Consider the following 18,893-nt stretch of genomic DNA (forward strand, 5'->3'; position numbering starts at 1 on the left):
GATGCGTGTTTCGATTGTAGTGTGCGAAATGCCGCGACCGGCGCCGGCAGCGGGTTCGCCCTCATATCGAAAACGCGCGGGCCGAGCCGCCGTCGCCCTGTTCGGTCGCCTATTCGCCCCAGTAGCCGGGCCGCTCGTACGTGTGCTTCAGGTAATCGAGAAAGAGCCGCACGCGCAGCGGCAGGTGCCGGCGCTGCGGAAACACCGCGTGGATGCCGATCGGCGGCGCGGCGAACGCATCGAGCACGCTGACGAGACGCCCGGCCGCGATATCCTCGCCGACCTCCCACCACGAGCGCCACGCGAGCCCGTGTCCGGCCAGGCACCACTCGTGCAGCACCGCGCCGTCCGAGCATTCCATCGTGCCGTTCACGCGGATCGACACGACCTTGTCGTCCTCCTGGAACGCCCAACCGCGCTGCTGGTTCGCGTTCGCGGCAAGCGCCAGGCAGTTGTGCCGCGCGAGTTCCGCGAGCGTGGTCGGCGTGCCGCGCCGCGCCAGATAGGCGGGCGACGCGACGCATACGCGGCGGTTCTCGCCGAGCTTCAGCGACACGAGCGACGAGTCGGGCAGCTCGCCGAGCCGCACCGCGCAATCGAAGCCTTCGTTGACGAGGTCGACCATCCGGTCGGACAGGTCGAGCGTGACCGACACGTCCGGATGCGCGCCGCTGAATTCGGGTACGAGCGGCGCGACGTGCCGCCGGCCGAAGCCGGCCGGCGCGGAGATGCGCAGATGGCCGCTCGCCTTGACGCCGCCGGCGGACACGCTCGATTCGGCGTTCTGCATGTCGTTGATGATCCGCTGGCAGTCCTCGAGGAAGGCCGAGCCCTCGAAGGTCAGCGTGAGCTTGCGCGTCGTGCGCACCAGCAGCTTGACGCCGAGCCGCTCCTCGAGCGCGTCGAGGCGGCGGCCGATGATCGCCGGCGCGACGCCCTCCGCGTGCGCGGCCGCCGACAGGCTGCCTTTCGCCGCGACCGCGGCGAACGTTTCGATCTGTTTGAACCGGTCCATGACTCGAAAGGACGGTGCGCCGTCCTTCACATTGACTGAAGCCGCTCAAGATTAGGTATATGAAAGTAAAAGATCAAGTGATGATTAGCGTCTTTTTTGATACCAGCGATCACGAATAGAATCGACCCGACCTCTGAAACTGGAGCGCAAGGCTATGTCGGCCACAACGACACTCTCCTCTCCCGACGCCATCCTGTTCGACGCATTCGGCACGTTGTTCGACGTGCATGCGGTCGTGGCTGCGGCCGAGCAGATGTTTCCCGGCCGCGGGGAACGGTTGTCGCAGCTGTGGCGACGCAAGCAAATCGAATATTCGCAGTTGCGCACGCTCGCCGATCCGGCCGGCGCGCACTACCGCCCGTTCCGTGACATCACGCTCGACGCGCTGCGGTTCGCCGCGCGTTCGCTCGGGCTAGCGCTGAACAGCGCGGCCGAGAAGCGGCTGATGGACGAATACGCGTGCCTGTCCACCTATCCCGACACGGTGCCCGCGCTGCGCAAGCTGCGCGCGCTCGAGCCGCGCCCGCCGCTCGCGATCCTGTCGAACGGCAATCCGCAGATGCTCGACATCGCGATCAAGAGCGCCGGCATGACCGGCCTGTTCGATCGCGTGCTGTCGGCCGACGCCGTGCGTGCGTACAAGCCGAGCCCGGCCGTGTACGCGCTCGGCACCGCCGCGTTCGGCGCGAACCCGCGCGACATCGTGTTCGTGTCGTCGAACGCGTGGGACGTGGCCGGCGCCGCGTGGTTCGGCTATACGACGTTCTGGCTCAACCGCACGGGCGCACCCGCCGAGGAACTCGGCGTGTCGCCCGACGGCAGCGGCGCCGGCATGGCCGATCTGCTCGCATTCCTCGCCACCCCGGCTCCGTCCGGCAAGCCCGCCAACCGCACGCGCCCCGGCCCGGGCGCTTGAGGTTCGCAGCGCTGCCGCCTTCCCCCTTCACCGAAACCGCAACTGACCGACCAAGGAGATGAGACTCATGAGCACCCCGATCACGCTGCCGCAAGGCATGGCGATCACCGGCGAAATCAAGCCGGGTTACGAAGCGATCCTGACGCCCGAGGCCCTCGAACTCGTCGCGGCGCTGCATCGCGCGTTCGAACCGCGCCGCCAGGCGCTGCTGCAGGCGCGCGTCGAGCGCACCAGGCGCCTCGACGCAGGCGAGCGCCCCGACTTTCTCGCCGACACGAAGGCGATCCGCGAAGGCGACTGGAAGGTCGCGCCGCTGCCGGCCGACCTGCAATGCCGCCGCGTCGAGATCACCGGCCCCGTCGAGCGCAAGATGATCATCAACGCGCTGAACTCGGGCGCGGACTCGTACATGACGGACTTCGAGGATTCGAACGCGCCGAGCTGGACGAACCAGATCGACGGCCAGATCAACCTGAAGGACGCGGTGCGCCGCACGATCTCGCTCGAGCAGAACGGCAAGTCGTACAAGCTGAACGACAAGGTCGCGACGCTGATCGTGCGCCCGCGCGGCTGGCACCTCGACGAGAAGCACGTGACGGTCGACGGCCAGCGCGTGTCGGGCGGCATCTTCGATTTCGCGCTGTTCCTGTTCCATAACGCGAAGGAACTGATCGCGCGCGGCTCGGGCCCGTACTTCTACCTGCCGAAGATGGAAAGCCATCTCGAGGCGCGCCTGTGGAACGACATCTTCGTCGCCGCGCAGGAAGCGGTCGGCGTGCCGCGCGGCACGATCCGCGCGACCGTGCTGATCGAGACGATCCTCGCCGCGTTCGAGATGGACGAGATCCTGTACGAACTGCGCGAGCACAGCTCGGGCCTGAACGCCGGCCGCTGGGACTACATCTTCTCGGCGATCAAGAAGTTCAAGAACGACCGCGACTTCTGCCTGGCCGATCGCTCGAAGATCACGATGACCGTGCCGTTCATGCGCGCGTACGCGCTGCTGCTGCTGAAGACCTGCCACAAGCGCAACGCGCCGGCGATCGGCGGGATGAGCGCGCTGATTCCGATCAAGAACGATCCGGAAGCGAACGACAAGGCGATGGCCGGCGTGCGCTCGGACAAGCAGCGCGACGCGACCGACGGCTACGACGGCGGCTGGGTCGCGCACCCGGGCCTCGTGCCGATCGCGATGGAGGAATTCGTCAAGGTGCTCGGCGACAAGCCGAACCAGATCGGCAAGCAGCGCGACGACGTGCAGGTCGAGGGCAAGAACCTGCTCGACTTCCAGCCCGAGGCGCCGATCACCGAAGCGGGCCTGCGCAACAACATCAACGTCGGGATCCACTACCTCGGTGCCTGGCTCGACGGCAACGGCTGCGTGCCGATCCACAACCTGATGGAAGACGCGGCCACGGCCGAAATCTCCCGCTCGCAGGTGTGGCAGTGGATCCGCTCGCCGAAGGGCGTGCTCGACGACGGCCGCAAGGTCACCGCGGAACTCGTGCGCGACTATATCAAGGCCGAACTCGACAACGTGAAGCGCTCGGTCGGCGGCAACACGCAGCCGTACGAACGCGCTGCGGCGATCTTCGAACAGATGTCGACGTCGGAAGGCTTCACCGAATTCCTGACCCTGCCGCTGTACGAGGAAATCTGACGACGCGCGGGCAGTCCGGCCGGATCTCCGGTCGGCCTGCCCGTGTTTCGTCCGCTCGCGATCGAGCAATGCGACAGCGAAAAAAAAGCGCCCGTCGGGCGCTTTTTTTGTGAGCGAGCGTTCGTGCCTAGCGGCCGGACCGGCCGCGCCGCTGCTCAGGCCGCTTCCCGTTCGCGACGGTGCTGGACCCAGTCGCCCGACGCGATGCGCGGACGGTCGGCCGTCGCATGCGCGGCGACCGGATAGTACAGGCACGCGTATTGTCGGCCGCCGAGCTCGACGGTCACCGCCTCCTGGCGGAACAGCGTATCGACGCCCGGATACACGCGCTCGATCTCGTCGAGCACCGCGACGAGCCGTTCGTCGATCTCGTAGACGTCGCCCCACACGAGCGATGGGCCGGACGCGCCGGCGGTCATTCCCGGATACGTGCCGAAATCGTACAGTTCGCCCGGCAGCGCGGCCGCCCCGAGCAGCTTCGGCGCGGCGATACCGTGCCGCGCGGCTGCGTGGCCGATGTCGTTGGCTTCCCCCGCCCTCAACGTGCCGTAGACGAATACGTGGCGCATCTGCTTCTCCTTCTTCGATTCGTGGGTTGCCGTGTCAGGTCAGCGCCGTCGCGCTGACGAGCACGCCGTCCTCGTCGGCGTAGATCCACTCGCCCGGCGCGATCCGCGTGCCGAGCACCGTGACGGGCACGTCCCGTTCGCCGACGCCGCGCTTGTCGCTCTTGCGCGGATGCGTCGCGAGCGCGAGCACGCCGACCTTGCATGCGCGCAATTCGGCCGAATCGCGCACGCATCCATAGACCACGATGCCGGCCCAATGGTTCTTCTCGGCCAGTGCGCCGAGGTTGCCGCCGACGAGTGCACAGCGCAGGCTGCCGCCGCCGTCGACCACCAGCACGCGTCCGCCGCCGTCCTGCTCGAGCGCCGCGCGCACGAGCGTGTTGTCCTCGAACAGCTTCAGCGTCGCCGCCGGGCCGGCGAAGCGCGCGGCGCCGCCATATGCCCGCAGCGCGGGTTCGAGCACGCGCAGCGTGCCGGCGGCGAGCAGGTCTTCGTGCGCGTCGCAGAGATCGGTCGTGGCCAGTGTCATGTCGTCTCCAGTCGATCGAGGACGGGCATTCGCGTTCGCGTCGATCCGCGGCCGGCCGTCAATACCGGCAAACCCCGGCGCCCGAATGCGCGCGGCCCCATACAAAGTTCATTTGGACGCTGCATTATCGACCGAAAAACCGCCGCATGCGCTTGCACGGCCCCTTCTACAATAACGGCATCGCCGCCGCGCCGAATCGCCCATGAATCCGCCCGTCACGGTCGACGCATCGACTCCGTTCGACGTCATCGACATCCCGCCCGAATTCGCGCCCACCCGCGTCCATCCGATGCGCGTGCGCGCACGCCAGGTCGACGCCGGCCGGCGCATCCCGCTGCACACGCACGCGTGGGCGCAGCTCGCGTATGCGTCGCGCGGCGTGCTGCGCGTCGCGACGACCGGCACGACGTGGATGGTGCCGCCGTCCCGCGCGATCTGGGTGCCGCCGCACGTGACGCACGAAGTCGTGATCGTCGAGGACGCGTATCTGCGCACGCTCTATATCGACGAATCGATCGTGCCGGACGGGCTCGACGCGTGCCGCGTCGTCGAGGTGACGGGCCTGTTGCGCGAACTGATCGTCGCGCTGGGCGCGCGCGATCCGAGCCCGGCGCGCGAACGCCTGCTGTGCGGGCTCGTCCTCGACGAGCTGAGCCATGCCGAACCGCTGCCGCTGTCGGTGCCGATGCCCGACGAAAAGCGGCTGCGCACGCTGTGCGAATCGGTGCTCGCGCAACCGGCGCATGCGGAATCGCTCGAACACTGGGCGAGCGAGGTCGGCGCGAGCACCCGCACGATCTCGCGGCTCTTCAAGCAGGAGCTCGGTGTGAGCTTTTCGCAGTGGCGGCAGCAGGCGCTGCTTGCGCGCGCGATCCCGCTGCTGAACCAGGGGCGACCGTTGTCGCATATCGCGCGCGAGCTCGGCTACCAGAGCCAGAGCGCGTTTTCAGCGATGTTCCGGCGCGCCTTCGGCGAGAGCCCGCGCGCCTTCATGCTGCGCGGCTACGAGCACCGCGGCGTGGAAGGCCTTCCAGCCGACGAAGACGATACGCAGGACGACGACGCGCTCGATACCGCCCGCTGACTCCCCGACGCGCGGGGAATCCGGCCCGTCAGACCGGCCGCACCATATGCCGGATCGAGCCGAGCTGCGCGAGCCGCGGGCCCGTCACGCGATAACCCATGCGCTGGTAGAGCCGCGCAGCGGGATTGTCGACGAACACGCGCAGTTGCAGTTCGTGCAGCCCGCGTGCGCGCGCCCAGCGGTGCGACATGTCGAGCATGTAAGTGCCGGCGCCCTGCCCGCGATGGCCGGCCGCGATCTGCACGTCGCGGATATGCAGCGAGTCGCCCTCTTCCGTCACGCGCAGCACGCCGATGCGCTCGCCGTCGGCTTCGAGGATGAAGTTCTCGGACTCGCGCCAGCTTGCATAGAACAGGTCGCTGCGCCAGACGAGCCCGTGGCGCTTGTAATAGCCGCCCATGTTGCCGTGCGTCAGCGCTTCGGCAAACGGGAAATCGCCGGGCTCCGCGGGACGGAGCTGATACAGGATTCGCAGGTCGGTCGGGTCGAGCATCGCGCAAGGGTCCAGAACGCATTCCGCCACGATAGCGCAGTCCTGCGCGGATGCAATCGCGAATTGCGCGGAGCGGGCAAGCGGAAATGAAAAAGCCCGCACAAGGCGGGCTCAGATTGCTGACAAACCCTCGCCAAGTGCGGGGGTTTTGTTTTTTAATGGCGTGATGCTGAAGACGCCCATGCCCACGCAGCACGAACTCGAGATGGTGACGCTCGAGGAACTCGTGCCGAAGGACCACCTGCTGCGCCAGATCGACGCGGCGGTGGATTTCGAGTTCATCCGCGCGAAGGTGGCGCATCTGTATTGCGCGGATAACGGGCGGCCAGCGCTCGATCCCGTGGTGATGTTCAAGCTGCTGTTCATCGGCTACCTGTTTGGGGTGGGCAGCGAGCGGCAACTGATGCGTGAGGTCCAGGTCAACGTCGCCTATCGGTGGTTCGCGCGGTTCCGGCTGACCGACAAGGTGCCGGATGCGTCGACGTTCTCGCAGAATCGCCGCCGCCGCTTCCCGGACACGGTGGTGTATCAGGAGATCTTCGACGAGATCGTGCGGCAGGCAATGAAGCGCGGGTTGGTCGATGGTCGGGTGCTGTACACCGACAGCACGCACCTGAAGGCGAATGCGAACAAAGGCAAGTTTGATGTCGTGAAGCTGGAGCAGACGCCTGCGGCGTACACGGAGGCGCTGAATGCGGCGGTGGATGCGGACCGGGCCGCGCATGGCAAGAAGCCGCTGGATCGCGACGACGACGAGCCGCCGCCGAGCAAGGACACCAAGATCAGCCGAACCGATCCGGACAGCGGCTACATGGTTCGGGACGACAAGCCCAAAGGGTTCTTCTATCTGGACCACCGCACGGTGGATGCCCGGCACGCGATCATCACCGATACGCATGTGACGCCGGCCTCGGTGCACGACAGCCAGCCGTATCTGGATCGGCTGGATCGGCAGCGCGAGCGCTTCGAGTTCAAGGTCGATGCGGTGGGGCTGGATGCGGGCTACTTCACGCCGGCGGTGTGCCAGGGGCTGGAGGAGCGAGGGATTGCCGGGGTGATGGGCTATCGCACGCCGAACCACAAGCCGGGCATGTTCTACAAACGGCAGTTCAAGTACGACGCGTATCGCAACGAATACGTGTGCCCGCAGGGGCAGGCACTGCCTTACAGCACGACCAATCGAGTCGGCTACCGGGAATACAAATCCAACCCGCAGATCTGCCGGCGTTGCCCGGTACGCGCGCAGTGCACGAACAGTGCGAACGCGGTGAAGGTGGTGACGCGCCACGTGTGGGAGCGCGCCAAGGAGAAGGTGGACGCGCGGCGCTTGACCGAATGGGGCCAACGCATTTACGCGCGGCGCAAGGAGACGGTGGAGCGTAGCTTCGCCGATGCCAAGCAACTGCATGGGCACCGTTATGCGCGTATGCGTGGGCTACGCAAGGTGGCCGAGCAGTGCTTGCTGGCCGCGGCGGCGCAGAACATCAAGAAGATCGCGATGCTGGTGGCGCGGAAGCGGAAAAAGGGGCCAGCGGGTCCCGATTGGCGCTTCGTGCGCATGCTGCTGCGTCTGGTGAGCGGTTTGCGCTGCAGCTTCGACTACCCGCTCGCGGCGAGCTCGCAATCCTGATCCCAGAAAGACAAAACCCCACGCTTCCAAAAACGTGGGGTTCGTCAGCAATCTGAGCCCGCACAAGGCGGGCTTCTTCATTTTTTGGCGGAGCGGACGGGACTCGCCTACATCCCGCAGGCCGCGGATGCGCGTGCACGCGCATCCCTTCGAGCCCCGCCGGAAGCCGCGCAGGCGGCTTCCTCCGCTCCGCAGTCACGCGCCCGCGAGCGGGCGCAGCCGGAAACACAAATGAAAAAGCCCGCACAAAGCGGGCTTCTTCATTTTCTGGCGGAGCGGACGGGACTCGCCTACATCCTGCAGGCCGCGGATGCGCGTGCACGCGCATCCCTTCGAGTCCCGCCGGAAGCCGCGCAGGCGGCTTCCTCCACTCCGCAGTCACGCGCCCGCAAGCGGGCGCAGCCGGAAATACAAATGAAAAAGCCCGCACAAGGCGGGCTTCTTCATTTTTTGGCGGAGCGGACGGGACTCGAACCCGCGACCCCCGGCGTGACAGGCCGGTATTCTAACCGACTGAACTACCGCTCCAGTCTTGCTGCTTGCCTGGCAGGCGTCGGTTGCTTCCTGCCGGCGCATCGTTTGTTCGAACGACGCCGAAATCTGGCGTCCCCTAGGGGATTCGAACCCCTGTACTCACCGTGAAAGGGTGATGTCCTAGGCCTCTAGACGAAGGGGACAACATACTGCCTACATCTTTAACGCAAAAGCCCGTTCAAAATGACGTTCTTTGAACGGGCCTCGTTCTGGCGGAGCGGACGGGGCTCGAACCCGCGACCCCCGGCGTGACAGGCCGGTATTCTAACCAACTGAACTACCGCTCCAGCTTTCTGCACTGCGACCCGCAGGACCCTGCCCGGCTCCTGCAAGCCTTGCGACACTTCTACGAAACGCCGCTGAATCTGGCGTCCCCTAGGGGATTCGAACCCCTGTACTCACCGTGAAAGGGTGATGTCCTAGGCCTCTAGACGAAGGGGACAACGTACTGCTTACACCTTTAATACAAAAGCCCGCTCAAAGACGTCTTGAACGGGCTTCGTTCTGGCGGAGCGGACGGGACTCGAACCCGCGACCCCCGGCGTGACAGGCCGGTATTCTAACCGACTGAACTACCGCTCCAACTTTCTGCACCGTCACTCGCAGGACGTCGGTTACGTTCCTGCAAGCGTCGCGACACTTCTATGAAACGCCGCTGAATCTGGCGTCCCCTAGGGGATTCGAACCCCTGTACTCACCGTGAAAGGGTGATGTCCTAGGCCTCTAGACGAAGGGGACATAATCTTTTCAGATCTGTCTGACTTCCGCTATTCACTTCTCATCAACAGCGAAGGCCGAAATTCTAACTGCTTTAAATCGTTTTGTGAAGCATTTATTACCACCGCGCTTCGCAAACCAATCTAATTTGTTCTGTTGGTGGAGGTAAGCGGGATCGAACCGCTGACCTCTTGCATGCCATGCAAGCGCTCTCCCAGCTGAGCTATACCCCCTTGCAGAACAGAAATGAGATTATATGGACCTACTTTGAACTTGTAAATACCTTTTTGCGAATCGGACGAAATTTTTTGCGGGGCCGTCGTCGATTGCCGCGTGGCGGCCCCGCGTCCGTCCGATCCTCAGGCGAGCGCCGCCTCGATACGCGACACCACGACGTCGCGATCGAACAGCGCGAGCACCGCATCGATCGACGGCGTATGCGTCGTGCCCGCGACCAGCAGGCGCACCGGCATCGCGAGCTGCGGCATCTTCAGCTTGTGCGCGCCGAGCGTCGCCTTCAGCGCAGCCGAGATCGCTTCCTTCGTCCAGTCGGCCGCCTTCAGCGCGGCGGCGAGCTCGGCCAGCGCCGGCCGCACCGCGTCGGTCACGTGCTGCGCGAGCGCATCGGCGTCCGGCGCCGGCACGCGGTAGAACATCGCGGCGCCTTCGGCGATCTCCTTGACCGTCGTCGCGCGATCCTTCATCAGCGCAATCACGGCCTCGAGCGACGGGCCCGCCGCGAGTGCCGCGTCGTCGATCGCGAGCGCGGCGAGGAACGGCTTCGCGAGCGCGGCCAAGCGCGCGTTGTCCGCTTCCTTGATGTAGTGCGCGTTCAGCCAGTTCAGCTTGTTGTGGTCGTACTGCGCCGGCGACTTGCCGAGATGCTCGAGATCGAACCACTCGACGAACTGCTCGCGCGTGAAGATTTCCGCATCGCCGTGCGACCAGCCGAGGCGCGCGAGATAGTTGACGACCGCCTCCGGCAGGTAGCCCGCGTCGCGATACGCCATCACGCTCATCGCGCCGTGCCGCTTGCTCATCTTCTCGCCCTGCTCGTTCAGCACGGTCGGCAGGTGCGCGTAGACGGGGGCCTCGCCGCCGAGCGCGCGCAGGATGTTGATCTGGCGCGGCGTATTGTTCACGTGGTCGTCGCCGCGGATCACGTGCGTGATGCCCATGTCCATGTCGTCCACCACCACGCAGAAGTTGTAGATCGGCGTGCCGTCCGGGCGCGCGATCACGAGATCGTCGAGTTCCTCGTTCGAAATCTCGACGCGCCCCTTCACCGCGTCGTCCCACACGACCGTGCCCGTCAGCGGGTTACGGAAACGCAGCACGGGCTTCACGCCGGCCGGCGGCTCCGGCAGCACCTTGCCGGGCTCCGGGCGCCACGTGCCGTCGTAGCGCGGCTTCAGGCCGGCCGCGCGCTGGCGTTCGCGCAGCGCATCGAGTTCCTCGGCCGACATGTAGCACGGGTAAGCGAGGCCCTTCTCCAGCATCTGCGCGAGCACCTCGCGATAGCGGTCCATGCGCTGCATCTGGTAGATCGGGCCTTCGTCGAAATCCAGGCCGAGCCATTGCATCCCCTCGAGGATCGCGTCGACCGCTTCCTTCGACGAGCGCTCGACGTCGGTGTCCTCGATACGCAGCACGAAGGTGCCTTTCATCTTGCGCGCGAACGCCCACGGATAGAGCGCGGAGCGGATGTTGCCGAGGTGGATGAAGCCGGTGGGACTCGGCGCGAAGCGGGTACGGACAGGACGGGTCATAAACGGTAACTCGAACGCCTGGGGCGCATGAATGATTCGACGCGGGACGGCGACGGCAGCGCGGACAGCAACGGGGCCGGCGACGCCCGGAACGGGAAAGAAGCCGGAATTATACTCGCGCCGGACATCGCGCCAAGCGCGCCGCTTGCTTTATGATGTGCGCGCCGCGGCCGCCTGCCGGCGCCGCGCCGGCCGCGCGCAACCTGTCGCGCCGCCGCTCGGAACCTATCGCCGCGTGCGGGCCGTGTGCCCCGCCGCCCAGCCGCCGGAGAACCATTCGATGTCGTCCCCTCGCCTGTCGCGCCGCCACTTCACGATCGCGTGCGCGTCCGCCAGCCTCGCCGCCTGCACGTCCTTCGGCGACAAGTCCCGTCCCGACAGCGCATCGGGCGCCGCGCAGCCGCATGAAAAGCCGGTGAAGATCGGCATCGCGCTCGGCGGCGGCGCCGCGCGCGGCTTCTCGCACATCGGCGTGCTGAAGGCGCTCGAGGCGCGCGGGATCCCGATCGAGATCGTTGCGGGCACCAGTGCGGGCTCGGTGGTCGGCGCGCTCTATGCGTCGGGGATGAACGCATTGCAGATCAACAAGATCGCGCTGGACATGGACCAGGCGTCGATCAGCGACTGGGCGCTGCCGTTTCGCTCGCGCGGGCTGCTGCAGGGCGTCGCGCTGCAGAACTTCCTGAACAAGACGCTGAACAACCGGCCGATCGAGAAGATGGCCAAGCCGCTCGGCATCGTCGCGACGGACCTGCAAAACGGCCAGCCGATCCTGTTCCAGCAGGGCAATACGGGCCTCGCCGTGCGCGCATCGTGCAGCGTGCCGTCGGTGTTCGAGCCGGTGAAGATCGGCAACCGCGAATACGTCGACGGCGGCCTCGTCAGCCCGGTGCCCGCGTCGTTCGCGCGCAAGATGGGCGCGAGCTTCGTGATCGCGGTCGACATCTCGGCGCGCCCCGACGGCGCGGCGACCAACAACCCGATCGAGATGCTGCTGCAGACCTTCACGATCATGGGCCAGACGATCAAGACCTACGAGCTCGACAAGTACGCGGACGTCGTGATCCGCCCGAATCTCAATGCGATGGGCGGCAGCGACTTCAACCAGCGCAACGCGGCGATCCTCGCCGGCGAGGAAGCGGTCGCGCGCATCATGCCGGAACTGCAGCGCAAGCTCGCGGCGGCGCGCGGCGTGGCCGCCGCCTGAGCGCGCACGGCGGCGGCGCATCACACGCGCGGCGCGCGCCGGCAACGCGCCGCGGCGTCGGCCCCAAAGCAAAAACCCCTGCCGCCTTTCGGTGACAGGGGTTTTTCGATTCAGCCCGCGACGGGCCGCGGAGAAACTCAGTTGTTGCCGTTGCCCGCGTCGTCGCCGATCGTCGCGCGCACGCGCTGGCGCAGATCGTCGGCCTTCATCGGGAACTGCGTCTCGATGCGGCGCGCGCCGGTGAAACGCTTTTCCCAGTAGCCGTTGTCGAGATCGTCGACGCGGACCGTGCTGCCGGTCGACGGCGAATGCACGAACTTGTTGTCGCCGATGTAGATGCCGACATGCGAGAACGTGCGGCGCATCGTGTTGAAGAACACGAGGTCGCCCGGCTTCAGGTTACTCATGCTTACCTTTTCGCCGACGCGGCTCATCTCTTCCGCGCGACGCGGCAGCGACATGCCGAGCGTGTCCTGGAACACGTAGCGCACGAAGCCGCTGCAGTCGAGGCCCGAATCCGGCGAATTGCCGCCCCAGCGATAGCGCACGCCGATCATGTTGAGCGCGCTGACGACGACGTCGCCGGCCTTGCCCGCCATGCCGGACAGGAACGACTTCGCGCCGCCGCTCGACGGCTGGGTGCTGGCTTGCTGGAGGGAGGAAGTCGACCCGATTTGAGTCGAATTCGTGACATTTTGATTAAAACTGCTGACTTCGTCGGCGAACGCGCCGGGAGCTGCTGCGAACAGGGCGCCGATGAACAGCCCGGCGAGGGTGCGCGCGCATGCCTGGGTCAGGGATCGATGCTGCATTGGTCGATGGAATTTGCTTAAAAATCAGCTGATTGGCGGAAAATTTCGGTCGATACTAGCCAGCGCGTAATCGTTTGTCAAAACAAATTAAAAAATTCAATCGAGATAGTCAGACCATTGAGCCCTATCACGCTTTCCAGACCGCTTTCAACAGTTTTTGTGTGTAAGGATGTGACGGTCTCGTGAAGATGTCGGCGACCTCGCCCGACTCGACGATCGCCCCCTCCTGCATCACCGCGACGCGGTGCGCCATCGCGCCGATCACCTCGAGGTCGTGGCTGATGAATACATAGCCGAGGTTGTATTTCTGCTGCAGGTTCGCGAGCAGTTTCAGCACCTGCTGCTGGATCGACACGTCGAGCGCGGACGTCGGCTCGTCGAGGATCAGGATGCGCGGCTCCAGCACCAGCGCCCGCGCGATCGCGATCCGCTGGCGCTGGCCGCCCGAGAACTCGTGCGGGTAGCGATGCAGCACGGTGCGGTCGAGCCCGACCTCGCGCAGCACCGCGAGCGATTTCGCGCGACGCGCGTCGGGCGTCAGTTCGGGGCGATGCAGCTCGAGCCCCTCGCCGACGATCCGCTCGATCGTATGCCGCGGCGACAGCGAACTGAATGGATCCTGAAAGACCACCTGCATGTTGGCGCGCAGCGCGGTCTGCTCGCGGCCGCGGTAGGCCGACAGCGCGCGCCCCTGGAATTCGATCTCGCCGTGCGCCGTCTTCTGCAGCCCGAGCAGCGCCATCGCGAGCGTCGACTTGCCGGACCCCGACTCGCCGACGATGCCGAGCGTCTCGCCCTGCCGCACCGACACCGACACGTCCGCCACCGCCGTCACCGGCTGCGTGCCGAACCAGCCGGCGAAGCCCGGCCGCTTGCGCGCGAACTGCACGCTCACGTGGCGCGCGTCGAGCAGCACCGGCGCGATCGGCATCACCGGCGCCACCGCGCGCTGCGGCCGGCTGGCCAGCAGCCGCTGCGTATACGGATGCGCCGGTTCCGCGAAGATCCGCTCGACCGGACCGCTCTCGACGAGCCGGCCATGCTCCATCACCGCGACGCGCTCGGCGAAGTGCCGCACGAGGTTCAGGTCGTGTGTGATCAGCAGGATCGCCATCCCGCGCTTTTCCGCTTCCTCGCGCTGCAGTTCCAGCAGCAGGTCGACGATCTGCGCGCGGATCGTCACGTCGAGCGCGGTGGTCGGCTCGTCGGCGAGCAGCAGGCGCGGCCGGCACGCGAGCGCCATCGCGATCATCGCGCGCTGCCGCTGGCCGCCCGACAGCTGGTGCGGGTAGCTGTCGATGCGCTTGTCCGGCTCCGCGATCCCCGTGCGTGCGAGCAGCGCGACCGCGCGGCTGCGCGCCTGCGCCGCCGTCACGCCGTCGTGCAGCATGATCGTCTCGCCGATCTGCGCGCCGATCGTGTACAGCGGATTGAGCGCCGTCATCGGCTCCTGGAAGATCATCGCGATATCCGACCCGCGCAGCCCGCGCATCTCGCGCTCGCTCTTCGCGGCGAGGTCCTGCCCGGCGAAGCGGATCGTGCCGCTCACGTCCGCGTCGCGCAGCAGCCGCAGGATCGACAGCGCGGTCACGCTCTTGCCCGAACCCGACTCGCCGACGAGCGCGACGCGCTCGCCGCGACCGATCGCGAGCGTCACGTCGTCGACCGCGACCGTGTCGCCGAAGCGCACGTGCAGGTGTTCGAGCGACAGCAGCGGCTCGCAGGGCTTCGATACGGTGGCGTCGCTCATCGCTGGCCTCCCGCGGCGCGCATCGAGTCGCCGATCCGCGTATCGAGCGCATTGCGCAACGCGTCGCCCATGAAGGTCAGCAGCAGCAGCGTCGCGACCAGCACGCCGAACGTCGACAGCGAGATCCACCACGCGTCGAGGTTGCCCTTGCCCTGCGCGAGCAGCTCGCCGAGGCTCGGCGTCGGCGGCGGCACGCCGAGCCCGAGGAAGTCGAGGCTCGTCAGAGCGAGGATCGCACCGCTCATCCGGAACGGCAGGAACGTGATCACCGGCGTCAGGCTGTTCGGCAGCACGTGGCGCCAGATGATCTGCCAGTTCGACAGCCCCATCGCGCGCGCCGCGCGCACGTAGTCCTGCGTGCGGTTGCGCAGGAATTCGGCGCGCACGTAGTCGGCGAGCCCGATCCAGCCGAACAGCGACAGCAGCACGATCAGCAGCAGGAAGCTCGGCTCGAAGATCGACGCGAAGATGATCAGCAGGTACAGCTCGGGCAGCGAACTCCAGATTTCGATCAGGCGCTGCCCGACGATGTCGATGCGGCCGCCGAAGAAGCCCTGCACCGCCCCTGCGGCGATACCGAGCAGCGTGCCGATCGCGGTCAGGATCAGCCCGAACTCGACCGACACGCGAAACCCGTACACGAGCCGCGCGAGCAGGTCGCGCCCCTGCGCGTCGGTGCCGAGCCAGTTCGCGCGCGACGGCGGCGCCGGGTTCGGCACGTTCGAGAAATAGTTCAGCGTGTCGTAGTAATAGCGGTTCGGCGGATAGACGACGAAGTTGCCCGGTGCCTCGAGCCGCTTGCGCACGTACGGATCGAGATAGTCGGCCGGCGTCGGGAAGTCGCCGCCGAAGGTCGTCTCCGGATACGCATGGAACAGCGGGAAATAGTACTGGCCGTCGTAACGGACCACCAGCGGCTTGTCGTTCGACCACAGCGGCGCGGCAAGGCTCGCGGCGAACGCGACGACGAAGATCACGAAGCTCCAGTAGCCGAGACGCTGCTGCCGGAAGCGCTGCCAGACGCGGCGCGCGGGCGACGGCGACACGCGCGCGCGGGCCGCGTCCAGACGGGACGACACGAGGGCCCGGTTCATCGCGCACCTCGCCCGGCGACGCCGGGCATGCGGGCGAACGTGCCGCACAGCGGCAGGCGGACAGACGATTTCATGTCAGCGCTCCAGGTTCTCGAATTGAATGCGCGGATCGACCCAGACGTAGCAGAGGTCCGAGACCAGCTTGGTCGCCAGCCCGATCAGCGTAAACAGGTACAGCGTGCCGAGCACGACCGGATAGTCGCGCCGCACGACCGATTCGTACGACAGCAGCCCGAGGCCGTCGAGCGAGAACAGCGTCTCGATCAGCAGGCTGCCGGTGAAGAACGCGCCGATGAACGCGGCCGGAAACCCGACGATCAGCGGCAGCATCGCGTTGCGGAACACGTGCTTCCACAGCACGCGGCGCTCGGTGAGCCCTTTCGCGCGCGCGGTCAGCACGTACTGCTTGCGGATCTCGTCGAGGAACGCGTTCTTCGTCAGCATCGTGACGACCGCGAAACTGCCGACGACCGACGCGGTGATCGGCAGCGCGATGTGCCACAGATAGTCGAGCACCTTGCCGGCAAGCGACAGCTGCGCGAAGTTGTCCGACGTGAGTCCGCGCAGCGGAAAGATCTGCCAGAACGAGCCGCCGCCGAACAGCACGAGCAGCAGCACGCCGAGCACGAAGCCGGGGATCGCGTAGCCGACCAGCACGATCAGGCTCGTCGCGACGTCGAAGGCCGAGCCGTTGCGCACGGCCTTCGCGATGCCGAGCGGCACCGAGATCAGGTAGGTGAGGAAGAAGGTCCACAGGCCGATGCTGATCGACACCGGCAGCTTCTGCACGATCAGCGACCAGACGCTCTGGTGGCGGAAGTAGCTTTGGCCGAGATCGAAGCGCGCGAAGCGCTTCAGCATCAGCCAGTAGCGTTCGAGCGGCGGCTTGTCGAAGCCGTACAGCGCCTTCAGCTGCGCGAGCTGCTGCGGGTCGACGCCGGTATGCGCGCGCATGCCGAACGGCACCGCGCCCTGCTCCGTCGCGCCCTTGCGCAGTTCCTGCACGGCCTGCTCGACCGGGCCGCCCGGCACGAACTGGATCACGACGAAGGTGAGCGTCAGCACGCCGACGAGCGTCGGGATCATCAGCAGCAGGCGTTTGAGGATGTAGCTCCACATGGGCGTCGACTCGCGATCGGTAGGCTGGGTTGGACGGGATGACGGGCCGGCGAGACTCAGCGATCGGGCTTCGCCCACCAGGTCGACACGACCCAGCCCTCGGCCGAATAGTACAGCGGCAGCGTCTGCGGATAGGCGAGCGTGCGCTTGTACGCGATCCGGTGCGTCGTGCTGTACCACTGCGGTACCGCGTAGTAGCCGTGCATCAGCACGCGGTCGAGCGCATGCGTCGCGTCGAGCAGTTCGTCGCGCGTCTGCGCGACGGCGAGCGCATGCAGCAGCGCGTCGACGGCCGGCGATTTCAGGCCGATGATGTTGTCGGATCCCTGCTCGTCCGCGAACTTGCTGCCGAAGCGCGCGAACTGCTCGGCGCCCGGCACCTGCACGCCCGGGTAGCGGACCGTCGTCATGTCGTAGTCGAACGCGTCGAGGCGCTTTTGCAGCAGCGCGTAATCGGCCGTGCGAAAGCGCGCGTCGATGCCGAGCTTCGCGAGATTGCGCTGGTAGGCCGTCACGACCGGCTCCATCGACGCGCCCGAGTCGTCGAGGATCTCGAAGGCGAACGGCTCGCCCTGCGCGTTGCGCAACGCGCCGTCGCGGTAGGTCCAGCCGGCCTGCGCGAGCAACGCGCGCGCCTTCAGCAGGTTCGCGCGCAGCGAAGCGGGCGGGTTCGTGTCGGGCTGCGCGACCATCGGACCGAACACGGCCGGGTCGAGCTGCGCGCGCAGCGGCTCCAGCAGTTTCAGCTCGCCGGGGCTCGGCATGCCGGTCGCCTGCAGGTCGGTATCGGCGAAATAGCTGTCCATGCGCGTGTACGCGCCGTAAAACAGCTGGCGGTTCAGCCATTCGAAGTCGAACGCGAGGTCAAGCGCCTGCCGCACGCGGACGTCGCGAAACAGCGGCCGGCGCAGGTTCATGAAGAAACCCTGCATGCCCGCGCCGTTGTGCTGGCGAAACTCGCGCTTGACGAGCTCGCCGCTGTCGAAACGCTTGCCGACGTCGCGCCGCGTCCAGTTGCGCGCGATGTACTCGACGAGCACGTCGTACTCGCCAGCCTTGAACGCCTCGAGGCGCGCGGTGCCGTCGCCGTACAGCTTGTAGACGATCCGCGCGAAGTTGTTGGTGCCGACCCGCACCGGCAGGTCGGCGCCCCAGTATTCGGGATTGCGCCGGTAGGTGATCGTGCGGCCGTTGTCGTAACGTTCGATCAAGTACGGGCCGCTGCCGATCGGCTGCTCGAACGCGAGCTGGTCGAACGGAATGCGCGAGCCGTCCGCACGCAGGCCCCACTTGCGCGAGAACACCGGCACGCCGCCCGCGATCAGCGGCAATTCGCGGTTGGCGCTGCGGAACTCGAAACGCACGGTCGCCGGATCGACCACCACCGCCTTGTCGATCTCCGCGAAATACGCGCCGAACTGCGGCGCGGCGAGCTTGCTCTTCAGCGTGTCGAACGAAAACTTCACGTCGTCGGCCGTGACGGGGTCGCCGTTCGAGAAACGCGCGCGCGGATTCAGATGGAACGTGACCGACCGGCGATCCGGCGCGACCGCGATGTCGTCGGCGAGCAGGCCGTATGCGGAAGCCGGCTCGTCCGAGCTGCCGGTCGCGAGGCTCTCGAACAGCATGTCGATGCCCGGCGCCGGGTTGCCGCGCATCGTGAACGGGTTGAACTTGTCGAACGACGTGAGCCGGTTCGGGTTCGCCAGCACCAGTGTGCCGCCCTTCGGCGCATCGGGATTGACGTAGTCGAAATGCTTGAAGCCCGGCGGATATTTCGGCTCGCCGTACTGCGCGATCGCATAGGCGGCGTGAGCGGCCGGTGCGGCCAGCGCCGCGTGCAGCGCGAGCATCGCGGCCGCGCGGACGGCGGCGCGGACGGCCTGCCGCGCGCCGGAGCGCACGCGGGCGGCGGCCCGGGACGAACCCATCGTCATAGAAGCCCTGTCGGTCGATTAAGGGTAGTAACGTTGAGCGATTCTACCCATTCAAATC

The 18,893-nt window shown here is 66.6% G+C and carries 15 protein-coding genes and 7 tRNA genes; 5 read left to right on the top strand and 17 right to left on the bottom strand.

From position 1 onward, the window contains the following. Window positions 1-109 precede the first annotated feature (109 nt). Window positions 110-1,015, bottom strand: a complete 906-nt coding sequence (locus WS57_RS28865) for a LysR family transcriptional regulator (RefSeq protein ID WP_009691772.1) — start codon at window positions 1,013-1,015, stop codon at window positions 110-112. 154 nt (window positions 1,016-1,169) lie between these two features. Here WS57_RS28865 and WS57_RS28870 point away from each other — a divergent pair, with 154 nt between their 5' ends. Both WS57_RS28870 and aceB read left to right on the top strand, forming a co-directional pair. Then, a complete protein-coding gene (locus WS57_RS28870) occupies window positions 1,170-1,931 on the top strand; it encodes a haloacid dehalogenase type II (RefSeq protein ID WP_069245186.1) in 762 nt (253 codons plus the stop codon). Between the two features lie 67 nt (window positions 1,932-1,998). After that, window positions 1,999-3,591: a malate synthase A gene (gene aceB / locus WS57_RS28875; protein ID WP_059481357.1), complete on the top strand. Its 1,593-nt coding sequence runs from the start codon at window positions 1,999-2,001 to the stop codon at window positions 3,589-3,591. Between the two features lie 155 nt (window positions 3,592-3,746). Here the strand turns inward: aceB and WS57_RS28880 are convergent, their stop codons facing one another. After that, window positions 3,747-4,160, bottom strand: a complete 414-nt coding sequence (locus WS57_RS28880; protein WP_069245187.1) for a gamma-glutamylcyclotransferase family protein — start codon at window positions 4,158-4,160, stop codon at window positions 3,747-3,749. 34 nt (window positions 4,161-4,194) lie between these two features. Continuing rightward, window positions 4,195-4,689: a ribonuclease E activity regulator RraA gene (gene rraA / locus WS57_RS28885; protein ID WP_009691768.1), complete on the bottom strand. Its 495-nt coding sequence runs from the start codon at window positions 4,687-4,689 to the stop codon at window positions 4,195-4,197. Between the two features lie 202 nt (window positions 4,690-4,891). Between rraA and WS57_RS28890 the strand changes: the two genes are divergently transcribed. After that, a complete protein-coding gene (locus WS57_RS28890; protein WP_009691767.1) occupies window positions 4,892-5,773 on the top strand; it encodes an AraC family transcriptional regulator in 882 nt (293 codons plus the stop codon). A gap of 28 nt (window positions 5,774-5,801) precedes the next feature. Here WS57_RS28890 and WS57_RS28895 read toward each other — a convergent pair whose 3' ends face one another. Then, a complete protein-coding gene (locus WS57_RS28895) occupies window positions 5,802-6,266 on the bottom strand; it encodes a GNAT family N-acetyltransferase (RefSeq protein ID WP_009691766.1) in 465 nt (154 codons plus the stop codon). Between the two features lie 166 nt (window positions 6,267-6,432). Between WS57_RS28895 and WS57_RS28900 the strand changes: the two genes are divergently transcribed. Further along, window positions 6,433-7,896, top strand: a complete 1,464-nt coding sequence (locus WS57_RS28900) for an IS1182 family transposase (RefSeq protein WP_155741224.1) — start codon at window positions 6,433-6,435, stop codon at window positions 7,894-7,896. Between the two features lie 451 nt (window positions 7,897-8,347). Here the strand turns inward: WS57_RS28900 and WS57_RS28905 are convergent. From WS57_RS28905 to gltX, 8 genes are all read right to left on the bottom strand, one after another. Continuing rightward, window positions 8,348-8,424: transfer RNA gene (locus tag WS57_RS28905), tRNA-Asp, on the bottom strand. A 73-nt stretch (window positions 8,425-8,497) separates the two neighbouring features. Then, window positions 8,498-8,573, bottom strand: a tRNA-Glu gene (locus WS57_RS28910). 67 nt (window positions 8,574-8,640) lie between these two features. Continuing rightward, a tRNA-Asp gene (locus WS57_RS28915) sits at window positions 8,641-8,717 on the bottom strand. A gap of 79 nt (window positions 8,718-8,796) precedes the next feature. Continuing rightward, window positions 8,797-8,872: transfer RNA gene (locus WS57_RS28920), tRNA-Glu, on the bottom strand. Between the two features lie 63 nt (window positions 8,873-8,935). Further along, window positions 8,936-9,012: transfer RNA gene (locus WS57_RS28925), tRNA-Asp, on the bottom strand. An 80-nt stretch (window positions 9,013-9,092) separates the two neighbouring features. After that, a tRNA-Glu gene (locus WS57_RS28930) sits at window positions 9,093-9,168 on the bottom strand. A 136-nt stretch (window positions 9,169-9,304) separates the two neighbouring features. Next, a tRNA-Ala gene (locus WS57_RS28935) sits at window positions 9,305-9,380 on the bottom strand. 126 nt (window positions 9,381-9,506) lie between these two features. Continuing rightward, entirely contained in the window at window positions 9,507-10,916 is a 1,410-nt protein-coding gene (gene gltX, locus WS57_RS28940) for a glutamate--tRNA ligase (protein ID WP_009695115.1), read from the bottom strand. 280 nt (window positions 10,917-11,196) lie between these two features. On the opposite strand from gltX, the gene WS57_RS28945 reads away from it, so the two are divergent. Next, complete coding sequence (locus tag WS57_RS28945; RefSeq protein ID WP_040128951.1) at window positions 11,197-12,123, top strand: patatin-like phospholipase family protein; 927 nt, start codon at window positions 11,197-11,199, stop codon at window positions 12,121-12,123. A 137-nt stretch (window positions 12,124-12,260) separates the two neighbouring features. On the opposite strand, the gene WS57_RS28950 is transcribed toward WS57_RS28945, so the two are convergent. The 5 genes from WS57_RS28950 to WS57_RS28970 form a co-directional block, all read right to left on the bottom strand. After that, window positions 12,261-12,935, bottom strand: a complete 675-nt coding sequence (locus WS57_RS28950; RefSeq protein WP_009692714.1) for a C40 family peptidase — start codon at window positions 12,933-12,935, stop codon at window positions 12,261-12,263. A gap of 127 nt (window positions 12,936-13,062) precedes the next feature. Further along, the gene (locus tag WS57_RS28955; protein ID WP_059518820.1) at window positions 13,063-14,685 is read right to left on the bottom strand and encodes an ABC transporter ATP-binding protein; all 1,623 of its coding nucleotides are present in this window, start codon (window positions 14,683-14,685) and stop codon (window positions 13,063-13,065) included. Beyond that, entirely contained in the window at window positions 14,682-15,779 is a 1,098-nt protein-coding gene (locus tag WS57_RS28960; protein ID WP_009692717.1) for an ABC transporter permease, read from the bottom strand. Before WS57_RS28960 ends, WS57_RS28955 begins: the two co-directional genes overlap by 4 nt. Before the next feature lie 75 nt (window positions 15,780-15,854). After that, on the bottom strand, window positions 15,855-16,898 hold the full coding sequence (locus tag WS57_RS28965; protein ID WP_009692718.1) for a microcin C ABC transporter permease YejB: 1,044 nt from the start codon (window positions 16,896-16,898) through the stop codon (window positions 15,855-15,857). 56 nt (window positions 16,899-16,954) lie between these two features. Then, on the bottom strand, window positions 16,955-18,835 hold the full coding sequence (locus WS57_RS28970; protein WP_059601492.1) for an extracellular solute-binding protein: 1,881 nt from the start codon (window positions 18,833-18,835) through the stop codon (window positions 16,955-16,957). Window positions 18,836-18,893 lie beyond the last annotated feature (58 nt).

The organism is Burkholderia pseudomultivorans, assembly GCF_001718415.1.
In the GTDB taxonomy this organism is placed as follows: domain Bacteria; phylum Pseudomonadota; class Gammaproteobacteria; order Burkholderiales; family Burkholderiaceae; genus Burkholderia; species Burkholderia pseudomultivorans_A.

What these genes read in the sequence shown, in the direction of transcription:
- WS57_RS28900 (WP_155741224.1), top strand. Translation starts at nt 6,433, where the DNA reads ATGCTGAAGACGCCCATGCCCACGCAGCACGAACTCGAGATGGTGACG.
- WS57_RS28965 (WP_009692718.1), bottom strand. Translation starts at nt 16,898, where the DNA reads ATGTGGAGCTACATCCTCAAACGCCTGCTGCTGATGATCCCGACGCTC.
- WS57_RS28945 (WP_040128951.1), top strand. Translation starts at nt 11,197, where the DNA reads ATGTCGTCCCCTCGCCTGTCGCGCCGCCACTTCACGATCGCGTGCGCG.
- WS57_RS28955 (WP_059518820.1), bottom strand. Translation starts at nt 14,685, where the DNA reads ATGAGCGACGCCACCGTATCGAAGCCCTGCGAGCCGCTGCTGTCGCTC.
- WS57_RS28970 (WP_059601492.1), bottom strand. Translation starts at nt 18,835, where the DNA reads ATGACGATGGGTTCGTCCCGGGCCGCCGCCCGCGTGCGCTCCGGCGCG.
- WS57_RS28890 (WP_009691767.1), top strand. Translation starts at nt 4,892, where the DNA reads ATGAATCCGCCCGTCACGGTCGACGCATCGACTCCGTTCGACGTCATC.
- aceB (WP_059481357.1), top strand. Translation starts at nt 1,999, where the DNA reads ATGAGCACCCCGATCACGCTGCCGCAAGGCATGGCGATCACCGGCGAA.
- rraA (WP_009691768.1), bottom strand. Translation starts at nt 4,689, where the DNA reads ATGACACTGGCCACGACCGATCTCTGCGACGCGCACGAAGACCTGCTC.
- WS57_RS28960 (WP_009692717.1), bottom strand. Translation starts at nt 15,779, where the DNA reads ATGAACCGGGCCCTCGTGTCGTCCCGTCTGGACGCGGCCCGCGCGCGC.
- gltX (WP_009695115.1), bottom strand. Translation starts at nt 10,916, where the DNA reads ATGACCCGTCCTGTCCGTACCCGCTTCGCGCCGAGTCCCACCGGCTTC.
- WS57_RS28880 (WP_069245187.1), bottom strand. Translation starts at nt 4,160, where the DNA reads ATGCGCCACGTATTCGTCTACGGCACGTTGAGGGCGGGGGAAGCCAAC.
- WS57_RS28895 (WP_009691766.1), bottom strand. Translation starts at nt 6,266, where the DNA reads ATGCTCGACCCGACCGACCTGCGAATCCTGTATCAGCTCCGTCCCGCG.
- WS57_RS28870 (WP_069245186.1), top strand. Translation starts at nt 1,170, where the DNA reads ATGTCGGCCACAACGACACTCTCCTCTCCCGACGCCATCCTGTTCGAC.
- WS57_RS28950 (WP_009692714.1), bottom strand. Translation starts at nt 12,935, where the DNA reads ATGCAGCATCGATCCCTGACCCAGGCATGCGCGCGCACCCTCGCCGGG.
- WS57_RS28865 (WP_009691772.1), bottom strand. Translation starts at nt 1,015, where the DNA reads ATGGACCGGTTCAAACAGATCGAAACGTTCGCCGCGGTCGCGGCGAAA.